This window comes from Chthonomonas sp., assembly GCA_016788425.1.
Taxonomy (GTDB): Bacteria; Armatimonadota; Fimbriimonadia; order Fimbriimonadales; family Fimbriimonadaceae; genus JAEURQ01.
This window is the reverse complement of the sequence record JAEURQ010000004.1, coordinates 424,728-449,114: the sequence shown is the minus strand read 5'-3', so window position 1 is coordinate 449,114 and position 24,387 is coordinate 424,728. Positions and strand designations below refer to the sequence as shown.

Below are 24,387 nucleotides of genomic sequence, written 5' to 3'. Positions count from 1 at the left end.
GTCTTTCAACTTATGGCAACGGCAACTCCCGCTACCGCGTTTTCCTTTCCCGATTTCCTGACCAACAAACTCGTTCGCAAGTGGGTGACCTCGCTTGTGGACCTTTGTAAGCCCGATCACGTTGTGTTCTGCAACGGTTCGCAAGAGGAATACGACCGCCTTTGCCAGCAGATGGTGGATGCTGGCACGTTCATTCGCTTGAACGAGGACAAGCGCCCCAACTCCTATTTGTGTCGCAGCGACCCCAGCGACGTGGCGCGCGTTGAAGACCGCACCTTTATCTGCGCCGAGCGTAAGAGCGATGCTGGTCCGACCAACAACTGGGTGGACCCCGACGACATGCGCAAGACCATGAAGGGCCTGTTTGACGGCTGCATGATCGGGCGCACAATGTACGTGGTTCCGTTCAGCATGGGTCCGGTGGGCGGCCCGATCTCGCAGATCGGCGTCGAAATCACCGACTCCGCCTACGTGGTGGTGAACATGCGCATCATGACGCGCATGGGCGAGCACGTGTGGGCGGCGCTCGGCGACAAGGATTTCGTACGCTGCGTGCATAGCGTCGGCCTGCCGCTGGTGAACGGTCAAGAAGACACCGCCTGGCCGTGCAACAAGGACACGAAGTACATCGTTCACTATCCCGAAAAGCGCGAGATTTGGAGCTACGGCTCGGGCTACGGCGGCAACGCCTTGCTCGGCAAAAAGTGCTTCGCGCTGCGCATCGCCAGCACCATGGCTCGCGACGAAAACTGGATGGCCGAGCACATGCTGATTTTGGGCGTGGAAGACCCCGAAGGCCGCAAGACTTACGTGGCCGCCGCCTTCCCCAGCGCGTGTGGCAAAACCAATTTCGCCATGCTCATTCCGCCGAGCGGATTCGACGGTTGGAAGGTCACCACGGTCGGCGACGACATCGCTTGGATTAAGCCGGGCGAAGATGGCCGCCTCTACGCGATCAATCCGGAAGCCGGGTTCTTTGGCGTGGCGCCGGGCACGGGTTACAAAACGAACCCGAACGCCATGGAATCTTGCGCGAGCAACACGATTTTCACTAACGTAGCCCTGACCGACGACGGCGACGTGTGGTGGGAAGGCATGACGAGCGAAAAGCCCGCTCACCTCATTGACTGGCTGGGCCAAGACTGGACCCCGGATTGTGGTCGCGTGAGTTCGCACCCCAACGCCCGCTTTACCGCCCCCGCTTCGCAGTGCCCCTCGATTGATGATCGCTGGGAAGATACGGCCGGCGTCCCGATTTCAGCGTTCATGTTTGGCGGTCGCCGTCAGAGCACGGTGCCCCTGGTTTACCAAGCCTTCAACTGGAACTTTGGCGTGTATCTCGCCGCGACGATCGGTTCCGAAACGACCGCCGCTGCCGCTGGTGCGGTCGGCGTAGTACGCCGCGACCCGTTTGCGATGCTTCCCTTCTGTGGCTATCACATGGCCGACTACTTTAATCACTGGCTGCAAATGGGCCGGCAACTGCCCGACCCGCCCCGCATTTTCTGCGTCAACTGGTTCCGCCAAGACGAAGATGGCAAGTTCCTTTGGCCGGGCTTCGGCGAGAACATGCGCGTACTGCAATGGGTGGTCGAGCGCAGCCGTGGCCGCGCGACTGGGATCGAATCGCCGCTCGGTTGGATGCCGCGCTACACCTCGCTGAACTGGGACGGACTGGACTTTACGAAGGAGCAGTTCAACCGCCTGATGGCCGTGGACGCGACCCTGTGGAAGCAGGAAGTTCTGCAACACGAAGAGCTGTTCGAGCGCATGTACGACAAGATGCCAAAGGAGTTCACATTTATGCGCGAGCTTCTGCTCTCGAGCATCTGGCGTAGCAACGACACCTGGAAGATCGAGTCGTACAACTCGTAAGTCGTTGTTGGTTTGAGTGATGGATCCCCGGGGGTTTCGCCCCCGGGGATTCTGTTTTGTTGCCGGTCGTTGGTTCAGCGTCGGCCAGCCTAACCAGCCCCGTTTTGGGCCGCTCTGCAGCGGGTCTAGGGTAACATCTCGACTCCGCACTGGGCGAGTGGCGAAATTGGTAGACGCACTGGATTTAGGTTCCAGCGGTTAATAGCCGTGAGAGTTCGACTCTCTCCTCGCCCACCAAATCCTCAACTGCATTTCGGACTCGTCCTACACACTGGATCTAAGCGTGGACTTGAATCGATTTCCACGCATGCCAACTGTCCAAGCAGTTTACCGAAACTCGATCAGCGAGAACATTCGCAAGCTCCCTTAGCCAAGAAATGTGTGCATGCTTTTCCCGTTCCGCTTCATCAAGAAGGACCTCATAGGACCAATTACCGGTCCGAACAGAGTGCAAGCACACAATTTCTTTTATTCGCTTCAATACACTATTGAAATTAACTTGGTCACCACAAATCAACTTGTACATCGCTAATTCCGCATCAACCACATCTACACGTTTTCCTGCACGGGTCGCCTCAGCTTTGGCGATATGCTTCCAGGCCTCTAATTCTTGCCCGCCCTCTAACAAGACCTTACCAAAATTTGCCAAGTTATTTGAGTTTTTGGGCTCAACTCTGATCGCGGACCGAAACATTCTCTCGGCAAGGTAACCATTGCTTCGTATGTTCCAAAGGAACAATGCATAGTTGCCTATGTTGTTTGCATTACTAGGGTCTAATTCAACTGCGAGTTTATAGAGCTTCTCGGCTCTATCGTAGTCGTGACGAACGTTGTCCAGGAAAGCCGCAAAATTACCAATGATTCCCGCATTGTCCGGGGAAATCTGAATTGCTTTCTCATACATTGCTTCGACCTTATCATCACCCGCTTTTCCGTGCAAAAATCTAGCATAGTTTCCGATGAAAATTGCATTTTCTGGTTCTATCGAAAGTGCTGACTGATACAGGCGGTCGGCGCTGATCCTATCTTTTCTAATGTTTGCAAGGAAATTGGCAAGATTGCAAAGATTGCCAGCCATTTTCGGTGCCAGGCGGGCCGCTCTCTCGTACTCCTCTTGAGCACGATCATCATCACCTTGAACTAAATGTAAGAAGTTGGCAAAATTCCCTGCTAGCTCGGCCGAGTTCGGCAGTGCTTTAATCGCTTCCATATATATCCTTTCTGTTTCATTTTCTGTCGACGCAGAGTTTGCTTGTAGGTCCCATTGCCACCATGATCGATCCGTTCGATCGACTTCTGCTTCTTTTGCCATAAGACCCAGGAGTGGATTCAAGTCCGAAGCAGTCGAGTTATTGAAATCCAGCCGAGCTCTCTTTAAACTATCTTGAATCATTCTTATTCGATCAGTTGCTATTTCCTCAATACTTTCGATTCCCACTCTCAATCCAATCACATCAGAAAGTAAGACCATTAATTCGTCGAATCCTCGAATTGGTACCACAAATCCGTTCGCAGCATCAACAAGTGATAGGACATTTTCATTCGGAACACTATCTTCCTCGTGATAGCACCAGTATAGGCCCGAAGGATACCCGCCAGAACCAACAGACGACAGTACCTTCATGAGACCTGGATCATTACCACCGTAGCCAATTACGACCAGCGTATGGTTCCTACAGAAGGATTGAAGCTTCTCTCGTACTACTGACTGCAATTCTTCAATTTCAGTAGTTCTGCTTTTTGGACCAAGTAGCAAGTCTCTATGAATTTTGTAAATAGTCGGCCTCGTAGGTATAGATGGAATAAATCCGCTGAGCGATTCGTGACCACAAACAAATGGGTAAACTCGGCTGGTCGCCATTAATGTCTCCGCTACTAAATTATCAAAGTTTGTTGTCATTACCAAACTTCCCATACCTGCCTGCATTAGTTGAGAAAGGATGTAGTAGCCGACAGACGGAGTTGCGGTCCGTAGGGCTCTCTCTAGATACTCGTAACCTGCATCGGGGTCATGCCCATACGTAAGTTCGTAAACTTGCGAATAACTCGCAGCAAGGTTATTTTTATCGAAATCCGGAATCTTAAGGCTATCCGAATCTGCCCACGTCAGTGGGTCTTCGCTTTTTGTGTATGCCTCCGCACGCTCGTGAAGAATTTCTATCCAATCCTGTACCATCGCCTTAGCTGGCTTTATTTTGGAGTTTACTGAAGCCCCGGCACCCAGCAGAAATGCAATCTTTCTTTCGGAACCGTACTTCACCCGGTCTCCGATTTCACGGGCAAGGCCCTGTGCACTCATTTTTCTAAGATTGACTTTGGACATTCGAATTCCGCATACATTCTTACACAACAGAACCCCGCCGAGGCGGGGTTCTGTGAGAGACAACGAAGTTTTCCGAACTTACTTCTTCTTGCGGCGGAGAAGTGCCACGGCGCCGAGGCCAAGGGCCAGGGCCGAACCCGGTTCCGGAACCACGTTGAAGCTGTACACGTGGAACTGGCGAGCGGCGAGAGCCGAGCTTCCCACCGAAACACCATTGATGTTCGTGTTCAGCACGTTAGCTACGGCCGTACCCGGAAGGGCGATGCCGTTGCCGAACTGCGAGTTGAAACCACCCGAGACTAGGTAGTACGAACCCAGGCCAAGCGTCGCCGCGAGCGAGCTCAGGTTGCCGGTGCCAGCATCGTCGTCCGTCCCGAGCAGCGTGCCGCTCGACGAATACAGGGCGATTTCGCTGTCAAACGCGTCCGAACCTTCCGTGTCGAACACGAAAGCACCAGCGGCGTAGGAACCGACGCTCGTCACCGTACCAGCGGCAAACGTGAAGCTCACGTCGGTCCAGTTGGCGTCCACACCCGAATCGTTGAACGACTCGAACGCTTCGAAGTTGTAGTTGTCGCCCGCGGTCATCCAAGCCAGCACCGAGATGGTCGAGTCAACGGCTTGCGTACCGGACCAAGTGTTTCCGACCGCGCTTTGCACACCAAGACTCACGCCGAAGGTTTGATTGGTGATGTTCCAGCGAGCTTCGCTGAGGAACGAACCAACCCCACCATCATTGAGGTTGCCTTGAATGCGAAGGCTACTGGCAAGCATGGTAGTTGCCGTGACGCCGCCGAACGAGCCGTTGCCAGCGCTTGCGACCGGGCCATCCGAATTGTAGGGGCCAGCGCCCGAGAAGGTGTTGGCTTGCGCCATGCTGATCGACGCGACCAGACCCAACAGGGCCGTCGCCTTGAGCGAATTGAATTTCATCTTCTAATCTCCTTAAAATCGGCGGAAACCGCCAACAGCTCTTGCGAGCACGAATCAAGTCTACAGCACACTTTGGCCTTTACATGGCGTGTAAGAAAACTATAAGAGGAAGCCCGTACAAATACGGGCAAACTGAGCCAAAAATCGCGCTTTTTTCCTGACCATTTGAAAAGTTTTTGTCGCATTCATTGCTGACCAATTGGACAGTCGTTGTTATCCGTTAGCTATCCAAGTAGACTGTAGACATGAAGAGTTTCTTGGCCGCAGTTTTCGCCAGTGCCGTCACAATTGCGGGGGCTCAGATTCCCGGTCTCAAGGGTCCGAAGATTGACCTGGGCGTGGACGCCCTTTTCAAGAAGGGTCCGGCGATCACCACGAACATCAAGGACGCGAAGTGGGAGGTCACCGACAAAGACGACTTTAATCCACCGACGAAGCCGATTGGCACGCTGGCTCGGACCGATCGCGGCGGATTCATTTTGCAAGCGGGCGGCTGGCTCGGCGAGATGCAAAGCTACTGCCTCCACGCGGGCACGCACGGCCCCAGCAAGGGCGAAGCCTACTTCTATGCCCCGCCGAAAGGGCCCTACGAAAAGCTCGTCAGCATCATTGTCGAGAATTCGTACAGCAAGCCGGAGGTGCCGCAGCGCAGCATTCAATCGCTGCTGTGGGCGATGATGGCTCGCACCAAGTTCAGCCAGCTCAGCCGCGACCTGCAAGCCACCGCCGCCAAGCTGTTGACCGCCAAGCAGATCAGCGACCTCAACGGCGGAGCGTTGCAGTTTCTTTCCGACGAGTTGATGGCCAAGGGCCTGGTGAAAGAGCCGCCGCTGGTGCGCCAGGTGATGGAGGCGGAGAATCGCCTGCGCAAGACCTTCGAGAATCCCGCCTCGACGTTCGGCGATCTCGAAGCCATCGCCGTGCTCAATGGCGAAATCGGGTGGGGCGAGGGCAGCCGCCAAGCTCCGCGAGGACGCTGGAATCTGCATCCGGAAGGATTTTACGTGCGGTACCTGCCGAGCGGCTACAGCCACACGCAGGTTCAAGTTTGGGTGCCAGAGGGCGCGGCCTGCATCGGCAAAGAGCTGAATCTGGGCACGCAGATCGCTGTTCCGGGGAACACCGCCCGCCAGCGATTGCTGCAGTCCGGTCGTTTTTACGAATAACTTATAGGCATTCGAAATGACTTGGTGTAAGATAGTTTCGTGAACTTGCGAAACGTTTCTCGCACCGTGGCGGGGCTTACTTTGATGCCGATGGCGGGCGCTCAGGTGCTCAATGCCGGCTTTGAGCTGGGCTCAGGGTCTCAGACGTTTACGAACTGGTCCACTTACGGCAACGCCTACCGCGACCAAACGCAGCCGTACAGCGGCGCATACAGCCTCAAGTTGTTCGGCAACTTCACGGGTGGCGCGAATAGCACGGGTGCCTTCCAGGTTCTCGATTTTAAGCCTGGCAAGCGCGTGGAAGCGACGGTGTGGGCGATGAATCGCTCTGCCGACGCCATGGCCGGCAACAACACCGCGTACCTGCGCATCAGCTTCCGCAATGCGGCGAATGTGGACCTGGTGGCGAGCGAGTCGAAGCGCATTACGGCCAGCACCACGCGCAACGTCTTCCAACAGCTTTCGGCGAGTCTCGACCCCGCGCCGGTCGGCACCACCAAGTGCGTGGTCCAACTCATTTTTCAGCAAGCCAGTTCCACGCCAAACGCGGCCGGCTCGGTGCTCTTCGACCAGATTCAGGTGAAGTCTGGTGCCCGCGGCCGCGAGCTTCTTGTCTTCGCCGACGAGTTCAATGGCACCACCCTGGGCAACACTTGGGAGCCGATGATCGGCGACGGTTCGGCGTACGGCAACCCCGGCTGGGGCAACAACGAACTGCAGTACTACACCAGCCGCCCCGAGAACGTCAGCGTCTCGGGCGGTCTGCTGCGCATCATCGCGCGCCGCGAGAACTATGGCGGTAAGCAATACACCTCGGCGCGGCTGCGCTCGAAGGGTCGGCTCGACTTTACCTACGGGCGAATCGAAGCGCGAATGAAGGTGGTCAGCGGAACCGGACTTTGGCCGGCGTTTTGGATGCTCCCGAGTTCCACGAAGTACGGCGGTTGGGCGAGCAGCGGCGAGATTGACATTATTGAGACTGTGAACGCGGCGACCAATGCGCACTACACGGTTCACCACGGCGGCCCGTGGCCGGACAATCAGAGCATCGGCACGAGCACTTTCCTGAGCACCGGTTGGGCGGCGGCGTTCCACACCTATGCGCTGGAATGGCGACCCGATTCGCTGCGGTGGCTGGTGGATGGCGTCGAGCGCTACCGACTCAACAGCACGTCATGGCTCAGCACGGTCGGCAGCTGGAATCAGCGCGCCCCGTTTGACGAGCCGTTCCACGTGCTGCTCAACCTCGCCGTCGGCGGGAACTGGCCCGGCAATCCGAACGCGGGCACGCCCTTCCCCGCCGAGCTCCAAGTCGATTGGGTCCGGTTGTATCAGGAAAGCGAGGCGTCGCCGGTCAACGATATTCCGCTGCATCTAAGAAGATTTTTTGCGGGCTACCCGACCCAGCCATAACGAGCACAAAGCCCGTTTTCATCCGACTCAAATCCTGACCGGCGAGATCAATGGTGTACTCGCGCCACTCCTTGGTCAGGGTCAGTTCGCGAGCGCCCGTGCCCGAGTCGCCGTACTTTTTGTCGGCTTTGAGGATGCCGCACTCGACCTTGACCTTCTCTCCGCCACGTTCACCGCGCATCCAAAAGTGCAAGCCGTGAGCCGCCGAAAGGTCCACCGCACCGGGGAGTTCGCCCCAGTCGTTGGCGGGATATTGGAAGACCAGTCCCGCCCAACCATCCGGCTTTTCGAAGCTAAAACTGGCGCAGCGGGTGCCGACTTTTGGCTGGACCGGGCTGTTGAAATCCACCTTGAAGGCGGCGGTGTCACCCATAAATCCGCTCGGCACGAAGGTGAGATTTTCGCCTGAATCTTGGTAGATTGCAAGCGGCAACTTGACCTTGAGCCCGCCGCCTTTGATCGCGTTGGGGTCGTCCACGAAGATGGGGATGTTCGCCACGCCGGTGTTGCCCGCCTCATCAAAGACGTAAGCGAAGATTCGGTAGGCGCCATGCTCCTTCGGCATCCGGAACTCAGCGCTCGTCGCGTCAGACTTCACCAGGGCGTCCGGATAGCCTTCGGGCACCACCTCGTCGCGACCCGCAGAGAGGCGCTGCTTTACCTCGCCAGTGAGTACCCACTTAACCGTGAGCGGCCGACCTTCGGGGTCTTTGGCCGAGAGCTTGGCGGTGATCGTTTGGCCGGGCTGAAGGTGATCGGTCTGCGAGGTGGTCAGAGATTCCACGCGCGGACATTGGTTGGCGCGCGGCTTCCCGGTCCAAAATTTGGCCATCACGTCCACTGCCTCGGTCGGCTTGCCGCCGGGCATCAGCATGCCAAACCAGGTCGCGGTGGCCTCCTGCTTGTTGCCCCACAGGAACGCGTACGCACCGAGGCAGTTGCCGGGGTTATCGAGGACCGCCTTTTGATAGGACTCCTCGTAGAACCGGGCCTTTGCGCTGCTCGTCGGTTCGAGCCCGGCTCCCCAACGCGTAGACTTGAGTTCCCACGGGCCCGGCGGGCCAAACTCGGTGACGATGTACGGCTTCTTGCCGCCCTGCTTGGCGTACCGCTCGGCGAGGCTAACCGCGCCGCCGTAGCTGTTGACGCCGATGATATCGATGCTGGGGCAGAGTTCCTGGATGCGGCGTACTTTCGAGTCGCCGATCTCGGCGACCACGGTCATCGTCGGGTGGTTCGGGTCGAGTTTTTTGCTCATCGCGGCGATGTCTTCGATCGCTCGCCACACGGCGAGGTCCTCGCCCGAGCCTTCCATTTCGTTGCCAAACGCCCAGAGCAAAAGCGCGGGATGGTCTTTGTATCGCATCACCGCCTGCCGGCACATCTCAAACTGTTTCTTCACCTCGGCGGCGTTGGTGTAGTCGAACACGTTGTTGTGTTGGAGCCAAATGCCGAGCGTGACGCTCACGCCATCCTTGTGGGCTTGGTCGAGCATCGGCTCCAGGTCGTCTGCGCCCCATGTGCGGGTCGAGTTGCCACCGACTTCCAGGAAAAGTTGGCGGCTACCACTGCCGCCCGCGCCCTTGATAAAGTAGGGTTTGCCGTTGCGGATGAGCTTAAAGCTGCCGGGCTTGCCTTCGAGTCGCACCACTGAATTCTTGGTCTTGGGTTGCATGAGGCTCCAGCCGGTGCATGTGAGCACCGTTACGCCCGCGATCGCGAGTCCGATCCAACGCCATTGAGAAACGTTTCTCGCTGCCATTTCCGTACCTTACCCAATGCCGATCGCCATGTGAGCCACGAATTTCTAAGATTTGAACGGAAATCGGCGATGTGAGAAAATATTCATGCCCAGCCCTTGCATTTGGGAAAACTTCCTGTATAATGCCTTCAATCGCAGAGAAGCGAAACGTTTCGGAGCAGCATGGCAGCGACGATCAAAGACATAGCAAAGAAGCTAAATATCTCGGTCAGCACGGTGAGCTACGCCCTCAATGGCGGACCTCGCTCGGTGCCCGATGAGATTCGGCTACGAGTTCTGGAAACCGCCAAGGAACTGAACTACCGACCGAACCGCGTGGCCCGCTCAATGGTCACCGGAAAGAGCGACACCATCGGAATTGTGCCGCCCGAAGTCTCGGACAACGTGTTCCTGAGCCCCTATCTTCACCTTGCCCTCAACGGCATCATCAACGAGGCTGGACGTTTGCACAACGACGTTCTGCTGTTCACGCGTTGCTCGGAAACCGAGCGCGACGAACTTGCCTCGGTGCTCGTAGATGGCCGTGTGGACGGCGTGATTTTCATTGCCCCGCACTTCAGCGAGAAATCGGTGGAGCTCGCCGCGAGCATGCACTCGCCGTGCGTGAGCGTCAGCGGCGTGCCGCTCGATGGCGTGCTGAGTTTCTGCGTGGACAACGAGGGCGGCGTCAGCGCCGTGTTGGACCACCTGTTCCAACTAGGGCATCGCAAGATCGCCCACATTGCGGGCCGACTGGACATGCAGGATGCGATCGTCCGACTCCAAGCCTATCAGGCGTTTCTGCGCGGCAAACATATTCCGTATCGCGAGGAGTGGGTCGGCATGGGGCAATTCACCATTGATGGTGGTCGCCGCGCCATGGCTCAGCTGCTCGCTCTGCCCGATCCGCCCACCGCGGTGTTCTGCGCCAACGATGAAATGGCGATCGGCGCGCTTGTCCAGGCGTACAGTCAGGGCAAACGCGTGCCGGACGACATCAGCATCGCCGGATTCGACATGACTCCGGGTAGCGAACACGTGTACCCGGGCATCACCACCGTGGAGCAACCGATCGGCGAAATGAGCGCTGCCGCGGTGCGCGCCGTACGGGCCTTGGCCGATGGCCAGGAACCCACCGACCAATCCGTTTTTCAATCTCGGCTCGTCGTCAGAGCCTCGACTTCCCGTCCAATGGAGCACAAATAATGCAACGTAAGCAATCGGCATTTACCCTCATCGAACTCTTGGTTGTGATCGCCATTATTGCGATCCTTGCGGCCATTCTGTTCCCCGTCTTTACTCAGGCCAAAACGGCGGCAAAGAAAGCCCAAACCGTCTCGAACATGAAGCAAACGCTGATGGCGTTTCAGCTGTATATGGGCGACAACGACGACACCTACCCGAAGCGCGGCACGATGAACGGCAACGGCCGATCTTGGCAGACCGGCAGCTGTAACGAAGCCGAATGGGGCTGCCCGACCTGGGACAAGATGATCTACAAGTACCAAAAGAGCTATCCGATTTACGAATCGGGCCTGGATCGCTCGCCGCGCAAACCGTCGAACCTCGGCGATATTAAGCGCTCGTTCCGCGTCGCGGCGAACCTGGTGCGTGGCGTTGGTGGCGTGAACACCTGGGGTGGCACTGCTGAGAACAACGTGACCGTTTACACGGCGACGGCGATTGCGCTTCCGGCAGACTCGATCATGCTCACCGAGCAACGCAACGAGGGCCAGTTCTACACCACGGACTTCTGGATTTGGTCTGCATTCTGGGAGCAATGGGTATGGGGCACGGCCTCCGCCCATACGATTTCGTATAAGAACATTAACGCCGCGCAGTTGTGGTCGGGCATTGACTACGCCTCGGGCAACGGCACCGCTAACTTTGGCTTCGCCGATGGACACACCAAGGCGTTTCCGGATGGCTACATCTTCCCTGGCTATCGCCAAAGCAATGGCGTGGGCCGCCCGGTGAACACTGCGCTGAAGGGCGTGTGCGTTGACGCCGACGACTGGGGTGGCGGCGATGCCACGAACGACTGCCCGCTTCCGCAGTGAGATCCCGTGGCTGAGAAAACTAAGAAAGAACTCCCGCTTGGCGTCGTGATTGGCGCCATCGCCGTGGCCGTGATCCTCACCGTCTTCGTGATTGCGAAGGCGGTGATGGGGCCGGGCGACCTCCCCGCGCCGAAGATCAAGGTGAAGGAAGAGATTCCCGCCCACCTTAAGGGCAAGCTCTCGCCCGAGATGGAAGCCCAGATTCGAGAGCAGACCGCCAAATACGGCGAAATTGACCCGAACGCGGGCCAGGCTCCCACGCCGCACACCGCGCCGCCGAACGGCAATTAGGAACCAAACCGACCATGAGGCGAACGTTGTTAGGGTGCCTACGCCCCTGGTTGCTCTGCCTGGCCCTTCTCGTTCTCCGAGTTCCGGCTGGGGCGGCGCCCGTTCAACTTCGCCTTGTGGTGTGGGATGGCGACGAAAGTCTCCGCGTTCTGCGGTCGGTCACCGCCGAGTTTGAGCGCGCCCACCCGGGCATTAAAGTCAAGCTCGAAAACGTTGACTATCGCTACTACTTTCAGCGGCTGCTGAGCCAGGTGGCAGGGCGCACGGCGCCGGATGTGGCCCAGTTAGACCCGCCAAACATGCAGCTTTTTGCTCGGCGCGATGCGCTGGCGGCCCTCGACCCGATGATTGAGGCCACGCCGGAGTTCAAACTGGCCGACTACTACGGCCCGATTGTCCAAGTTTTCCGGCTGAAGGAGAAGCTTTTCGTGCTCCCGCGCGACATCGCTCCGATCGGGCTGATCTACTACAACAAGCGCCTGTTCCGCGAGGCCGGACTAGATTTGCCGGACGGGTCCTGGACCTGGGATTGGGAGCCCCGGCCCGAACTCGGCAGCAAGTGCTTTACCTACGCGATGCAGCGCCTTACGCAGACCGACGCGAAAGGCAAAGTGAAGCGGTGGGGGTTTGCGCCCTCCTGGACTGGGGCGTTCACCGACACGCTTGTGTTCAGTCAGGGAGCCCGGTTCGTCAACCATCCCGAGCACTTTGACAAGCTCAACTTTACCGATCCCCGGATCATTAAGGCGTTCGATTGGGTGGCCGAACTCGCGACAAAGAAGCATTGGCTTCCCAGCCAAACCGAGATGAGCTCGGTGGCCCAAGCCACGGCGGTGGACCTCTTTATTGCCCAGCGCGCGGCGATGTATCAGTGCGGAATCTGGGACGTGCCGCACATTCGCCAGGCTTTGAAACCGGGCTCCGCCGGGTTCTTCGACTGGGATATCACGACTGCACCGGGATACCGAGACCCCGCGACGGGCGTGGTGTCGCGGGCCGCGCCGTCGGGCGGTTCGGGCTACGCGATCATGGCGGGCTCCGAGCACCCGGCCGAGGCGTGGAAGCTGGTGCAATGGATGGCTGGCGCGCCGGGCATGCGAGCCATGGCTCGCGCGGGCATCGCTCAGCCCGCGATCCAAAGCCTGGCCCGAGGCTCCGATTGGGTTGTCGGACCCGACACTCCGCTGGAGCAGCGCTACCCCGCCAACCGCTTGGCGACCGACGTGGCGGTGAAGTCGGTTGTGTTTCCGCCGACGGCGGAATATTGGGGCGAGGTGAGCAGCCTGGTCTTCGCCAAAACGGAACCCATTTATGTGGGCTCGACCACGGCCAAAGCCGCTTTAACCGAGGGCAATGAGGTCGCTACGGCGCGCCTCAAAACCATCCTCAAAGAGGAGAATCTCCCCCGCTTCAACTGGGTGATCGGCGGACTCGCCGGGATGGGTCTGCTGGGCGCGGTGATCGGATGGGTCTATTGGCCCGAGCGAGGCCGAGCGCGCACTCAAGCCGAGCGCGCGGAAGGACGAGTGAGCTTCTGGTTCTTGTCGCCGTGGATCATCGGCACGCTCCTGTTTGCCGTCGGGCCCATGATCTTTTCGCTCCTCATGAGCTTCACGAATTGGGATATTATCCGTCCCGCCGAATGGCGCGGTGTGGGCAACTTCCAAGAGGCATTCCTGCACGATTCTCGCTTTTGGCAATCGGTGAAGGTAACGACAATTTTCACGGTTGCGTCAGTTCCGTTGGGGCTGGCGTTTGCTCTCATGCTGGCGCTACTGCTGAACGTCCGGGTGAAGGGCATGCCGCTGTACCGGACGTTCTTCTATCTACCGTCACTCGCGAGCGCGGTGGCTTCCGCGCTCATTTGGCGCAAGGTGTTTCAGCCCGAAGGCGGCTTGCTCAACACGGTTTTGTTTGGCGCTGATGGCAGCCGCGATCCGCTCGGTTTGCTCTCGGTCCTCAACACGAACGGCCAACTTCCTAACTGGCTCGGCGACGAGAAACTCGCGCTTTCGAGCCTCATCATCATGAGCCTTTGGGGCGTCGGTGGCAGCATGGTCATCCTGCTGGCCGGGCTGCAAGCGATCCCCGAGGTGTACTACGAAGCGGCGACCCTCGACGGGGCCGGACCGTTGTCGCGGTTCCGCGTGGTCACGTTCCCGATGGTCTCGCCGGCGCTTTTCTTCTCGCTGATCACGGGTGTAATCGGCGCTTTCCAAGCCTTTACTCAGGCGTTCGCGATGACCCAAGGCGGACCGAATGACGCGACACGCTTTTACATGTTGCACCTTTACGATAACTCGTTCGGTAACTTGCGCATGGGTTACGCGTCGGCGCTCGCATGGCTTCTGTTTGCCGTTGTCTTCCTGATCACCAAGGTGCAGTGGAAGCTTAACCGCTATGTTTATTACGAGGGTGCGGCATGAAGATGTACCGCGGCAAGTGGTTGGTAACCATCCTGCTCATCGTTGGGAGTTTGATTTTCTTACTTCCCTTCTATGTTTCGCTGGCGATGAGTCTGAAGACGCCGCAAGAACTTGCCACCACGCCTGCCTGGAGTTGGCCGCAACAGGTGACGTGGGCGAACTACCACGAAGTTCTCTCGAATCCCAACGTCAAGTTCGCTAAGCTTTTCTCGAACACGGTGATCATCGCGACGGTCGCGACTTTCGGAGTTATTCTCAGTGCCAGCCTCGTCGCTTACGCGTTTGCGAAAATGAAGTTTGCGGGACGGGACCGCCTCTTTGTGGTGTTGCTGAGCACGATGATGTTGCCGGCAATCGTCACCACGATTCCCACCTACTACTTGTTTAAAGAATTGCGCTGGGTGAACACAATCCTGCCGCTGACCGTGCCCGCATTTTTCGGGGGTGGCGCGTTCAACATCTTCTTGTTGCGCCAGTTCTTTATGGGCATCCCCAAGGAGCTCGACGAGGCCGCCAAGATGGAGGGCGCCAGCCACTGGACGATCTATGCGCGCATCATATTGCCGCTGTCTTCCAGCGCGCTCGCCACCGTCGGCATCTTCTGCTTCATCTACAATTGGCGCGACTTTATGGGGCCGCTTATCTACTTAAACGACCCCGACAAGCAGACACTCGAACTTGGCCTGGCAACCTACAACTCGTTGCGCGCCGAGCAATGGCATTTGCTCATGGCGGGGAGCGTGCTCGTGACCATTCCGCTGATCCTCATTTTTCTCGCCGGACAACGCTATTTTGTGAAGGGTTTAGCCCTCACTGGATTTAAGTAAAAGGAAACAACAACGAACATGAACTTTCAACGTGACTTTGTGTGGGGGACCGCAACTGCCGCTTATCAAGTGGAGGGCGCGGCGATGAGTGAGGGGCGCGGACTTTCGGTGTGGGATACGTTCTGCCAACGACCCGGCGCGGTAGCCAATGGCGACACCGGGAACGTGGCGTGCGACCACTACAATCGTTATCCGGAAGACCTCGCGATTATGGCCGACCTTGGCATTCAAGCCTATCGGTTTTCGTTCTCTTGGTCGCGCCTCATTCCCGGCGGCCGAGGCGCGCTGAATCCGCATGGGTTTGAATTTTATGATCGCCTGATCGACTCGCTGCTGGAAAAAGGTATCACGCCCTACCCAACGCTGTTCCACTGGGATTACCCGCACGAGCTGTTCCGCGAAGGCGGCTGGCTGAACCCCGATTCGGTCGAGTGGTTTGGCGAATACACGCAGGTGGTGGCCAGTCGCTACGCCGATCGCGTGGACAATTGGTGGACGCTCAACGAGCCGCCCTGCTTCCTTGGGCTCGGCCACGTCGTGGGCACGCACGCGCCCGGTTTGAAGCTGGACTGGCCCGAATTTTTCCTCGCGACCAAGCACGCCATGATGGCGCATGGTCGCGCCACGCAGGTGCTCCGCAACGTGTCGCGCAAGCCGATTCGCGTGGGGTACGTGCCGATTAGCCACATCGCGATCCCGTTCGACGAGTCGCCCGAGAACATCGAGGCGGCGCGCGAGTTTACGTTCGGCGTGCCGACCAAGGACCGCCAGTTCTGGTATTCCCGCCTCTATCTCGACCCGGTCGTTCTGGGCGAATGGCCCGAGGAATGCGTTCGCGTGCTCACCGACCACGGCCCGGAAGTCACCGATGAAGACCTGGACCTCATCAGCCAGCCGATTGACATGCTCGGCCTCAACTACTATTCAGCGCCGCGCGTTCGGCGCGGAGAGGATGGCGGTGTGGAGGTGGTGCCGTGGCCCGCGGGTCACCCGGCGAGCGCCTTCGATTGGCCGGTCGCGCCAGAAGGGCTGTATTGGTCAGTGCGATTCCACCACGAACGCTATGGTCTGCCCATGATGATCGCGGAGAACGGACTCAGTTGTCGCGACTGGGTGTCGGAGGATGGCAGCGTCCACGACCCGCAGCGCATTGACTATCTCTCGCGCCACCTGCGCCAGCTTCACCGCGCCGAGCGCGAGGGGCTAGGCATTGAAGGCTACTTCCACTGGTCGCTGCTCGACAACTTCGAGTGGGCCGAGGGCTACCGACACCGATTCGGCCTCGTCCACGTGGATTTCGAAACTCAAAAGCGCACGCCGAAAGATTCGGCGTACTGGTATCGGGACGTCATCGCCCGCAACGGTTTGGCCGCTCCATCGGAGCTGCCGAAATTCGCTAAGATCGGAGGCACCCTTTCGTGATGCCCGTAATCTTGCGAGGTTTATTGGAGATTTTCAAGTTGAACTTGGACATCGCCAAAAGTTCAAGTATAAAGAACTTGCGAAACGTTTCGCGAAGCGTTTCGAACCATTCAAAGGAGAATAAAAACATGAAACTGAATAAGGCTTGGTCCCTTATCCTCACGGCTGCAGTTGCTGGTACAGCACATGCCGGACTCTCGTCGTACTCACAGAACTTCGAATCGCTCAACGCGGCAAGCCCCACGGCCCTCTCGGGTGACGGCTGGAAGATTTTTGCCAACGTGTTCAATCCGAGCGGCGGCTACCTTTACGGTTATGGCGTGTTCCCCGCCCCCAATGGCGGCGCGGGCTTTTCGGCCATCGCCGGCGGCGAAGGTGGAGCGAACCAGGGTTCGCAGTACATCAACACGTACAGCGACTACAACAACGGCGACCACGCCAATGGCAACCGCATCGAAGCCAATATCTTCCAAGAACAGGTAATCGGCTCGGCAGACCTCGCTCAAACGTATACGTTCAAGTTCGATTACAAGGCCTCGTCCATGTTCGGACCGAACGGTAGCACAACGACGGGCGCGTTCATCAAGGTGCTCAACCCGTTTAACGGTTACTCGCTGGAAGCGTTTCCGCTGCTGAACACGACGACTGCCTCGGGCAGCGTTTGGTCGGAGAACAACACTCTGTCGATCAACATCAACAACAACTGGAACGGCTACATTCTGCAATTCGGCTTTATCAACAACGCCACGCAGTATCAAGGTTCGGGGATGTACTACGACAACATCTCGTTCGGAGCCGTACCAGAGCCCAGCGGGATTCTCGCCATGGGCCTCGGAGCTTTTGCGCTCTTGCGCAAACGGAGTCGACGCTAAGACTCGCAAGACCGGGGTGGGCAACCCACCCCGGAGGAATATCAACGGAGATTAATCTGAATGCAACTGAAAACAACTCGCTCTCTTGTCCTCTTGTTTGGCGCGGCTCTGGCCACGGGCGCCTCGGCTAACCTTTCGAACTACACTCAAAACTTCGACAGCCTTAACGCTGCTTCCCCCTCCGCGCTCTCGGACGACGGCTGGAAGGTTTTCGGCAACGTGTTTAATCCGAGCGGCGGATACCTTTATGGTTACGGCACGTTTCCGGCACCCAACGGGACGGCTGGTTTTTGCTCCATCGCTGGTGGCGAAGGCGGCCCCAACCAGGGATCGCAGTACATCAACTGCTACAGCGACTACAACAACGGCGACCACGCCAATGGCAACCGCATTGAAGCCAACGTGTTCCAAGAGCAAATCGTTGGTGTTGGCGATCTCGGCAAGACCTATCGGTTCACCTTCGATTACAAGGCGTCGTTCACGTCTGGGCCTTCGGGTAGCACCGTAACGCAAGCGTTCATCAAGGTGCTCAACCCCAACAACGGCTACAGCCTCGACTTCTTCCCCACGATCACGACGACCAGCGCCAGCAACGTCAACTGGTCGGAAGGCAACTTCATTGATGTTCCGATTCAAAGTTCGTGGACGGGCAATATTCTGCAGTTCGGCTTCTTGAGCAATGCGACCAGCTATCAGGGCACGGGCGTTTACTACGACAACATCTCGTTTATGGAGTTGGGCTCGGGCTCCACGATTGGCGGCACCGTGAACCTGGGCAGCTACGCGGGTACGGCGACGGGTAGCGCCACCGTCGTGCTGAACTACCAGATCACCGATATGTCCGATGCCGTTCTCAGCTCGGGCACGGTTTCGGTCATGCCATCGGGCGGTTCGGCCACGTATAGTGTGCCGGCGGGTTCGGCTACGGGAAACGTCAAGGTGAAGTTATTCGGCGGTACCTGGCTCAAGCGCAGCGCCTCGACTACGGTCGGCGCGTCGAACGCCAACATCGTGCTTCCCAATGGCAATGTAACGACCACGGGCGGCACCGAGCTGGTGGATATCGCTGACTACTCCTCGCTCGCCGCGGCCTTTGATGGCGTGCAAGGCGACGGCACTTATGTCTCGGCTGCCGACCTGAACAAGGACGCGATCATTGATATCGCCGACTACTCGATCCTGGCCGCTTCGTTCGACCTGACCGACGACTAAGGTTCCCAAACACGATAACCTCTCCTATCGGGCCGTCTTCGGACGGCCCGATTTTTATGGCCCTTTTATAACTCCTTAGGTTCCCCAGGTAAATCTTACAGCGTTAGATGAACAGTTGATGACAACCCTGAACAGATGATGAACAAGCCGCGATTCGGCACCGAAACTCTCTTATAGTCAGTACATCTGCGGCTCGTTTGAGTTCTGCAGGAGAGAAACTATGAAAACTCGTGTTTTGATGATGGCTGTGCTGGGAATCGCCGCGGCCGCCAGTCAAGCCGCAACCGTTTTTGGTCTGAGTACCCGAAACGAGTTGGTGCGCTTCGACTCGGCGACACCGGGGACTTTGCAGCAAGCCTCGTTCATTCAAGGTCTTGCCTCCAACGAATCGTTGGTCGGTATGGATTTCCGACCCGCGAACGGCACGCTTTACGGCGTCGGTTCGTTTGGTCGCATTTACACCATCAACACCAGCAACGGTATGGCGACCTTCGTGTCGTCGATCGTGAACGGTACGACTGGCGCGCCGATCAGCCTGATGGGCACCGAATTCGGCATCGACTTCAACCCGGTTCCGGACCGCCTCCGCATCACAAGCAACCTGGGCCAAAACCTGCGCATCAACGTGGCAACCGGTGGAACCACCATCGACGGCACGCTGAACCAAGCAGTCGGTACGCCCTACATCGTGGCTTCGGCTTACACCAACAGCTTTGCTGGTGCAACCACCACTACGCTGTATAACATCGACTCGGCTTCGGACATGTTGACGATTCAAACCCCGCCGAACAATGGCACGCAAGTGAACGTTGGCATGTTGGGTATGAACGTGAGCGCACTGGCGGGCATGGATATCCTGACCGTCGGTAGCACCAACACGGCCTACGCCGCCCTCCAGGTCGCTGGTATGCAAGGTTCGCGATTCGCGATGATTAACCTCGCTACGGGTGCCGCCACCGATATCGGCATGATCGGAATGGAACAAACCAGCGACTCGCTGGCCATTCGCGACATCGCCGTGATGCCCGTGCCCGAACCGGCTTCGGTTCTGGTGATGGGTCTTGGCGCCGCCGCTCTTCTCCTGCGGCGACGACGCTAAACCTCTCCCTGGGGGTCGATTTCTGTTTCCGATCGGCCCCCAACTTTCATTTTCCGTGTCTCCTCGCGTTAAACTAGGCTTGGCCATGCCGCTGAGCAAGAACTCGATCGCCTTACGTCCGATGCAACCGGAGGAGCAAGGGCCAATTTTGGCCGCCATCCTCGGTTCGGTAGATGTCGGCGTGATGCTCACCGACCTCGATCACGTCACCATTGCCGCTAATGAGCAGCTTGGCCGGATGTTCGGCTTTGCCCACGACGACGCCGTTCACGAAGATCCTGAATCAGTCCGCAGTTGGGTGCGCTCGCGCATCGTGGATGTCGAAGCGTGGGAGCGCAACCTGTTGCACGTTTACGCCGATGCCAACCACTCTCAAGTGGACGAGCTTGTGTTGCAGAATCCTCACCAAGTCCTAGAGCGCCACACCAGCCCCGTGCTCGACGAGCTCGGTCAGCCGTTTGCCCGCCTGTGGACCTTTGAGGACCGCACCTCCAGCCACCACCAGCGCAAGGTCCAAGACCTGCTGCAGGAGCTGAGCCTCCACTTCGACCCGAAGCCGCACGTGGTGTACGACAAGATCGTGCGCTCGCTGAGCGAGTTCTACAATTCCACCAGCGTGTTGAGCATTCTCCATGGTGACATGATGCATTTTCAGGCCATCGCCAGCCCGATTCCCGAAGTGCAAGCGATGACCCAAAACGAGCTGAGCAACACGTATTGCCAATTCTGTTTGGAGATTGATGCCCCCATCATTGTGCAAAACGCACTCGACGATCCGCGCCACGCCGTGATTCTGCCGGCGACCATCGGCGTCACCCGCTATGTGGGCGTTCCCTTGAGAAAGCCCGACGGCGAGATCATCGGCACCCTCTGCATTCTTGACCACTATTCCGACGTCGACGTGACCGACGACGACCTGCGCCTGCTCACGGTGATGGGTATGCGCGTGAGCGTGGAACTCGAGCGCGAAGCGCGTCTGCAATCGTTGGAACGCGACTTGGAGGCGGCCGAGGCCACCATGATCCAAACCGAAAAGCTGGCCGTGACCGGCACTTTGGCCGCAAGCGTGGCGCACGACATCCGCAACATCGTCAGCGCCGTACGTCTTGATTTGCAAGACAACAACGAGTCGGCCGACATGCGCCTAAGCCGCGCTGCCAGCCACATGGACCGCTTCAACGTGCTGGCGGCGAGACTGCTTTCCTATGTGAAGCCAAAAAAAGTGGCTCGCCAATCGGTGCATCTGGAAGATGTTGTCGAGCGTTCGGTCGCCATGATCGAGCGGCATCTGCAAGTGACGCGCACCGCGCTTTCGGTGGAGTTTCCCGAACAGCTGCCGCCGGTGCAAGCTGACGCCGGGCGCCTTGAGCACCTGATGATGAACCTGCTGCTCAACGCGCTGCAAGCCATGCCACAAAAGGGCGAGATTCGCATTTGCGGCGGCATGGACGAAAACCGCGTGTGGATGGAGCTTGCCGATACCGGCCCGGGCATGAGCGCCGAACAGGTGGCGCGCGCCTTTGAACCCTTTGTGAGCTCCCGGCCCGACGGTTTTGGGCTGGGCCTTTATAGCTGTCGCCAAATAATGCGCGAGATGGATGGTTCCATTACGTGCCGATCTGGCGTTGGAGAAGGAACAACCTTCCGGTTGGAGTTTCCGAGATGATTCCCCGCGTTCTCCTTGTTGATGACGATATCTTTTTGGCGAACAGCCTGAGCCGGCTGCTCTCGGCCAACGGATTTCATGTCGCCATCGAATCCACTATCGCCGACGCCTGGGAGAGCGTGCAGCGGCAAGAGCCGCACCTGCTGATTCTCGACCTGAGTCTGCCCGATGGCGATGGCAACGAGCTTTGCCGTCGCCTGCGCACGAAGTACCAGTTCCCGATCCTGATGCTCACCTCGCGCAGCACCTCGCTGGATAAGGTGACCGGCCTGGGCTTGGGCGCGGACGATTACCTGACGAAGCCGTTTGATCCGCACGAGTTGGTGGCGCGTTTGCGCGCCTTGCAGCGGCGCTTGCCAACGCTCGGCGGACACCTTGGAATGCAGCCCGTGATTGAGGCGGGCAACCTGACGATTAGCGAGCCCGAGCGCGAGGTCCGCGTGAACGATGCGGCCCTGGCGGTGACGCCGACCGAGTACGCGCTGTTGCGGGAACTCGCGCTGAACCAAGAGCGGGCTGTGGAGCGCAACGAGCTGTTCAAGGGCGTGTGGGGCTACGACGCCGAATTCGCCAGCAACACGCTGGATGTTTTGATTTACCGTCTGCGCGGCAAACTTTCCAAGGCAAATTCCGAGAAAAACATTGTCACAATTCGCGGACATGGCTTCCGCTTGAAGTAGGCGTCCCGGTAATATTGCCTGACTCTTAACTTTTATATCTTCTTTATGCTTTGCGGCGAACTATTTGCTGTATAGTGTGTTTACTCGGGGTTTCCTGGGGATTCCGTTGGTCAGTTTGGCCAACTTTTGAAAGAGAGACGAATATGAAGAACTCACTTAAGGCTCTTGGCCTCGTGGCTTTCGGCGTAGCTTCGGCTGCTTCGTACGCACAAAATACGACTGCAATTCTGACCACGGCTGATGGTCACCTGTTCCACTACGGTAGCTCGAGCACGAGTGCAACGACGACGATGCCGACCCTGACAACGGGCGCACCGCCCTCGTCGGCGTTCCGAATCGCCAGCACTCCCACCTATGTGCGCCACGCCTTCAACTACGGTTGGCACTATCGAGTTGGCGCTGACACTCGCGAGCGCGCCGTGGCAAACATGACCAGCCGTACGCTAACGGGCACGAACCAAGTGGACTACACCGCCGATATGGTGGGCGCAGGTGGCACGGCGGTCGCTGGCCTCACGCTCTCCATGCGATTGAAGCTCGTGAGCTTCGGCGTTAACTCGGCTCGCCTGGAATCGACCATGGTCGTGACCAACAACAGCACGGCAGTGCAATCGGTGGACCTGTTCGCTGTGAGCGACATGGACCTTGGTACGTCGTCGGGCAACGTGGTTGCTCCGCTGATGATCAACCCCGGCTTCCGCCAGTTGACCGTGACCCACCCATCCGCCACCGGCGGTCCGTGGCTGGCCAAGTTCATCGGCATCCGCGCCGATGGCTCGGGTAGCGGCGGCTTCTCTGCTGTCAACGGCCAAATGTCGGACACCGGCATCGACAACTTCATCCCCGACCTCAACCCCGGCGGTCAAGTCGCTGGCGACTGGGCTGAAGTTATGCAGTGGCGCAACGGCCAACTCGCTGTTGGTGCTTCGATGACGGCCGTCAACTACGTTGAAATCGCTGGCGCTGGACAACCGGTTCCGGAGCCGGGCTCGATCCTCGCTCTCGGCCTCGGTGCAGTTGCTCTGCTCCGCCGCAAGAAGTAAGCGCTCCTTTCTTCTAAGCTCCTTAAAGGCTCCCGGTTCGCCGGGAGCCTTTTTGATGTTGGGAACCTTGCCGCCCGGCGGCGGGTTGAGACTTGGGTGTGGCGACGCTACTTCTTCCCGGGCCTGGTGCTCGCCATTCTGATTCTCAAAGCCGTGGTCGAGGAGCGCTTTTTCCTGGGCGACCTGGCCAACGGGACGCCCCCGATCGTCTGGCTAGTACTAACCGGTTTGCTCCTGGTGGTGGCCGCGGCCCGCAAACGATGGCGCGAGGTCGGGTTCTACGCGGCGGCTCTGGTGGCGTTTGCCGCGCTGGATTGGCGACCGAGTTTCGGACCGGGCGCGGGACCGGTAAAGCCGGCCGCCGGCACGATTCGCTTTTTGCAGTTGAACGCCTTCATGCAGATCAATGGGTCGGATCGCCTGGCCGAGCTCATCCGCAAATTTGAGCCGGACGTGGTGACGATGCAGGAGGCCGACGTGCACGACAAGCCGGGTCCGCGCATTGCCGAGTTGCGGGCGCGGCTGCCGGACTACCAATTTGCGCATGACGGGCAGATGCTGACCGCCGTGCGAGGCCGGGTGGAGCGGCAAATCTCGATACCGCTTACGCACAATTTTGCCTATCGCCCGCTGCTGCTGACCCACGCCGAGGTGAAAGGGCGGCGGCTGGTGGTGGGGAATGTGCACCTGGTTCCGCAGGGCTACACCCTGTATATGCCCACCTCCGAAGAGTGGTTGCCGCGGCTACTGCGCTTCGGCCCGGCGCATCGTCGGCAAGCGGAGGAACTCCATCGGGTGGTGCCCGGCAACGCGTTCTTGGTGGGAGATTTCAACCACACGCCGCAGGGAATTGCCTACCGGCTGTTCCGTAGCAAATGGCAGGATGGGTTTGAGGCGGGCGGCCAGGGCCTCGGCCACACCATCGAGATCCGGCAACGCTTTAAGCGGATTGACTATGTGCTCGTGCCTCGGTCGGCGGCCGTGCTCAACGCGTGGGTTCCGGATGACGTGGCGAGCGACCATCTGGCGGTAATTGTGGACGTGGCGCGGGATTCGCTGCGGTGACTTAGGGCATGTGCGACCGCTGGCACGCCCTACGGCTGAGGTTTTCCGTCATCTCCGGGCCTCTTTCGGAAGCCAAACACCATCACAAGAGGAGTGCCTACGATAACGATGATCGCGGCCACCTTATCTGGCCCGAAGCCAATTGGATAGATGGACGAAAAGATGATCTGAACCAGAAACACAAATCCGATCCCGGCAATAATTGCGCGCCCAAAACGGATAGCGATTGCCCTGATTTCGTTCGACTTCACTTGTTTCACTGCAAAGCTCCGG

General features: G+C 58.5%; 20 protein-coding genes and 1 tRNA gene. 17 read left to right on the top strand and 4 right to left on the bottom strand.

What is annotated here, in order from left to right; all coding sequences use genetic code 11:
- Positions 1–12 precede the first annotated feature (12 nt).
- Both JNJ45_11975 and JNJ45_11970 read left to right on the top strand, forming a co-directional pair.
- Complete coding sequence (locus tag JNJ45_11975) at positions 13–1,875, top strand: phosphoenolpyruvate carboxykinase (GTP) (protein MBL8049387.1); 1,863 nt, start codon at positions 13–15, stop codon at positions 1,873–1,875.
- A 151-nt stretch (positions 1,876–2,026) separates the two neighbouring features.
- A tRNA-Leu gene (locus tag JNJ45_11970) sits at positions 2,027–2,112 on the top strand.
- Positions 2,113–2,152: 40 nt separating this feature from the next.
- Here the strand turns inward: JNJ45_11970 and JNJ45_11965 are convergent.
- On the bottom strand, positions 2,153–4,198 hold the full coding sequence (locus tag JNJ45_11965; protein MBL8049386.1) for an SIR2 family protein: 2,046 nt from the start codon (positions 4,196–4,198) through the stop codon (positions 2,153–2,155).
- Positions 4,199–4,276: 78 nt separating this feature from the next.
- Complete coding sequence (locus tag JNJ45_11960) at positions 4,277–5,131, bottom strand: PEP-CTERM sorting domain-containing protein (GenBank protein ID MBL8049385.1); 855 nt, start codon at positions 5,129–5,131, stop codon at positions 4,277–4,279.
- Positions 5,132–5,376: 245 nt separating this feature from the next.
- On the opposite strand from JNJ45_11960, the gene JNJ45_11955 reads away from it, so the two are divergent.
- Together JNJ45_11955 and JNJ45_11950 are read left to right on the top strand one after the other, a co-directional pair.
- Positions 5,377–6,297, top strand: coding sequence for a hypothetical protein (locus JNJ45_11955; protein ID MBL8049384.1), 921 nt, complete (start codon positions 5,377–5,379; stop codon positions 6,295–6,297).
- Between the two features lie 39 nt (positions 6,298–6,336).
- Positions 6,337–7,710 (top strand): glycoside hydrolase family 16 protein, encoded by a 1,374-nt coding sequence (locus tag JNJ45_11950; GenBank protein ID MBL8049383.1) that lies wholly within the window; start codon positions 6,337–6,339, stop codon positions 7,708–7,710.
- On the opposite strand, the gene JNJ45_11945 is transcribed toward JNJ45_11950, so the two are convergent.
- Complete coding sequence (locus tag JNJ45_11945) at positions 7,652–9,472, bottom strand: hypothetical protein (protein ID MBL8049382.1); 1,821 nt, start codon at positions 9,470–9,472, stop codon at positions 7,652–7,654. The two genes, JNJ45_11950 and JNJ45_11945, sit on opposite strands and share 59 nt — an antisense overlap.
- A 162-nt stretch (positions 9,473–9,634) precedes the next feature.
- On the opposite strand from JNJ45_11945, the gene JNJ45_11940 reads away from it, so the two are divergent.
- The 13 genes from JNJ45_11940 to JNJ45_11880 all read left to right on the top strand — a co-directional run bounded on the left by JNJ45_11940 (position 9,635) and on the right by JNJ45_11880 (position 24,114).
- Positions 9,635–10,657: a LacI family DNA-binding transcriptional regulator gene (locus JNJ45_11940; GenBank protein ID MBL8049381.1), complete on the top strand. Its 1,023-nt coding sequence runs from the start codon at positions 9,635–9,637 to the stop codon at positions 10,655–10,657.
- A complete protein-coding gene (locus tag JNJ45_11935; GenBank protein ID MBL8049380.1) occupies positions 10,657–11,511 on the top strand; it encodes a prepilin-type N-terminal cleavage/methylation domain-containing protein in 855 nt (284 codons plus the stop codon). Before JNJ45_11940 ends, JNJ45_11935 begins: the two co-directional genes overlap by 1 nt.
- A gap of 6 nt (positions 11,512–11,517) precedes the next feature.
- Positions 11,518–11,802 carry a hypothetical protein gene (locus JNJ45_11930; GenBank protein ID MBL8049379.1) on the top strand — a complete coding sequence of 95 codons (285 nt, stop codon included), beginning with the start codon at positions 11,518–11,520 and terminating at the stop codon, positions 11,800–11,802.
- 14 nt (positions 11,803–11,816) lie between these two features.
- Positions 11,817–14,228, top strand: a complete 2,412-nt coding sequence (locus JNJ45_11925) for an extracellular solute-binding protein (GenBank protein ID MBL8049378.1) — start codon at positions 11,817–11,819, stop codon at positions 14,226–14,228.
- Positions 14,225–15,055 carry a carbohydrate ABC transporter permease gene (locus JNJ45_11920; protein ID MBL8049377.1) on the top strand — a complete coding sequence of 277 codons (831 nt, stop codon included), beginning with the start codon at positions 14,225–14,227 and terminating at the stop codon, positions 15,053–15,055. Before JNJ45_11925 ends, JNJ45_11920 begins: the two co-directional genes overlap by 4 nt.
- An 18-nt stretch (positions 15,056–15,073) precedes the next feature.
- Entirely contained in the window at positions 15,074–16,477 is a 1,404-nt protein-coding gene (locus tag JNJ45_11915) for a beta-glucosidase (protein ID MBL8049376.1), read from the top strand.
- A gap of 128 nt (positions 16,478–16,605) precedes the next feature.
- Positions 16,606–17,349, top strand: coding sequence for a PEP-CTERM sorting domain-containing protein (locus JNJ45_11910; GenBank protein MBL8049375.1), 744 nt, complete (start codon positions 16,606–16,608; stop codon positions 17,347–17,349).
- A gap of 60 nt (positions 17,350–17,409) precedes the next feature.
- Positions 17,410–18,561, top strand: a complete 1,152-nt coding sequence (locus JNJ45_11905; GenBank protein ID MBL8049374.1) for a hypothetical protein — start codon at positions 17,410–17,412, stop codon at positions 18,559–18,561.
- A 220-nt stretch (positions 18,562–18,781) separates the two neighbouring features.
- Entirely contained in the window at positions 18,782–19,660 is an 879-nt protein-coding gene (locus JNJ45_11900; GenBank protein MBL8049373.1) for a DUF4394 domain-containing protein, read from the top strand.
- An 85-nt stretch (positions 19,661–19,745) separates the two neighbouring features.
- On the top strand, positions 19,746–21,326 hold the full coding sequence (locus JNJ45_11895) for a GAF domain-containing protein (GenBank protein MBL8049372.1): 1,581 nt from the start codon (positions 19,746–19,748) through the stop codon (positions 21,324–21,326).
- The gene (locus tag JNJ45_11890; GenBank protein MBL8049371.1) at positions 21,323–22,006 is read left to right on the top strand and encodes a response regulator transcription factor; all 684 of its coding nucleotides are present in this window, start codon (positions 21,323–21,325) and stop codon (positions 22,004–22,006) included. The genes JNJ45_11895 and JNJ45_11890 overlap by 4 nt, the downstream gene beginning before the upstream one ends.
- Before the next feature lie 143 nt (positions 22,007–22,149).
- The gene (locus JNJ45_11885) at positions 22,150–23,049 is read left to right on the top strand and encodes a PEP-CTERM sorting domain-containing protein (GenBank protein ID MBL8049370.1); all 900 of its coding nucleotides are present in this window, start codon (positions 22,150–22,152) and stop codon (positions 23,047–23,049) included.
- A 96-nt stretch (positions 23,050–23,145) separates the two neighbouring features.
- Entirely contained in the window at positions 23,146–24,114 is a 969-nt protein-coding gene (locus JNJ45_11880; GenBank protein MBL8049369.1) for an endonuclease/exonuclease/phosphatase family protein, read from the top strand.
- A 29-nt stretch (positions 24,115–24,143) separates the two neighbouring features.
- Here the strand turns inward: JNJ45_11880 and JNJ45_11875 are convergent, their stop codons facing one another.
- Complete coding sequence (locus JNJ45_11875; protein MBL8049368.1) at positions 24,144–24,365, bottom strand: hypothetical protein; 222 nt, start codon at positions 24,363–24,365, stop codon at positions 24,144–24,146.
- Between the last annotated feature and the right edge of the window lie 22 nt (positions 24,366–24,387).

Coding starts and splice junctions, on each gene's coding strand:
- JNJ45_11925 (MBL8049378.1), top strand. CDS start 11,817: ATGAGGCGAACGTTGTTAGGGTGCCTACGCCCCTGGTTGCTCTGCCTG.
- JNJ45_11920 (MBL8049377.1), top strand. CDS start 14,225: ATGAAGATGTACCGCGGCAAGTGGTTGGTAACCATCCTGCTCATCGTT.
- JNJ45_11940 (MBL8049381.1), top strand. CDS start 9,635: ATGGCAGCGACGATCAAAGACATAGCAAAGAAGCTAAATATCTCGGTC.
- JNJ45_11895 (MBL8049372.1), top strand. CDS start 19,746: ATGCCGCTGAGCAAGAACTCGATCGCCTTACGTCCGATGCAACCGGAG.
- JNJ45_11955 (MBL8049384.1), top strand. CDS start 5,377: ATGAAGAGTTTCTTGGCCGCAGTTTTCGCCAGTGCCGTCACAATTGCG.
- JNJ45_11890 (MBL8049371.1), top strand. CDS start 21,323: ATGATTCCCCGCGTTCTCCTTGTTGATGACGATATCTTTTTGGCGAAC.
- JNJ45_11905 (MBL8049374.1), top strand. CDS start 17,410: ATGCAACTGAAAACAACTCGCTCTCTTGTCCTCTTGTTTGGCGCGGCT.
- JNJ45_11900 (MBL8049373.1), top strand. CDS start 18,782: ATGAAAACTCGTGTTTTGATGATGGCTGTGCTGGGAATCGCCGCGGCC.
- JNJ45_11915 (MBL8049376.1), top strand. CDS start 15,074: ATGAACTTTCAACGTGACTTTGTGTGGGGGACCGCAACTGCCGCTTAT.
- JNJ45_11910 (MBL8049375.1), top strand. CDS start 16,606: ATGAAACTGAATAAGGCTTGGTCCCTTATCCTCACGGCTGCAGTTGCT.
- JNJ45_11945 (MBL8049382.1), bottom strand. CDS start 9,472: ATGGCAGCGAGAAACGTTTCTCAATGGCGTTGGATCGGACTCGCGATC.
- JNJ45_11960 (MBL8049385.1), bottom strand. CDS start 5,131: ATGAAATTCAATTCGCTCAAGGCGACGGCCCTGTTGGGTCTGGTCGCG.
- JNJ45_11935 (MBL8049380.1), top strand. CDS start 10,657: ATGCAACGTAAGCAATCGGCATTTACCCTCATCGAACTCTTGGTTGTG.
- JNJ45_11885 (MBL8049370.1), top strand. CDS start 22,150: ATGAAGAACTCACTTAAGGCTCTTGGCCTCGTGGCTTTCGGCGTAGCT.
- JNJ45_11965 (MBL8049386.1), bottom strand. CDS start 4,198: ATGTCCAAAGTCAATCTTAGAAAAATGAGTGCACAGGGCCTTGCCCGT.
- JNJ45_11975 (MBL8049387.1), top strand. CDS start 13: ATGGCAACGGCAACTCCCGCTACCGCGTTTTCCTTTCCCGATTTCCTG.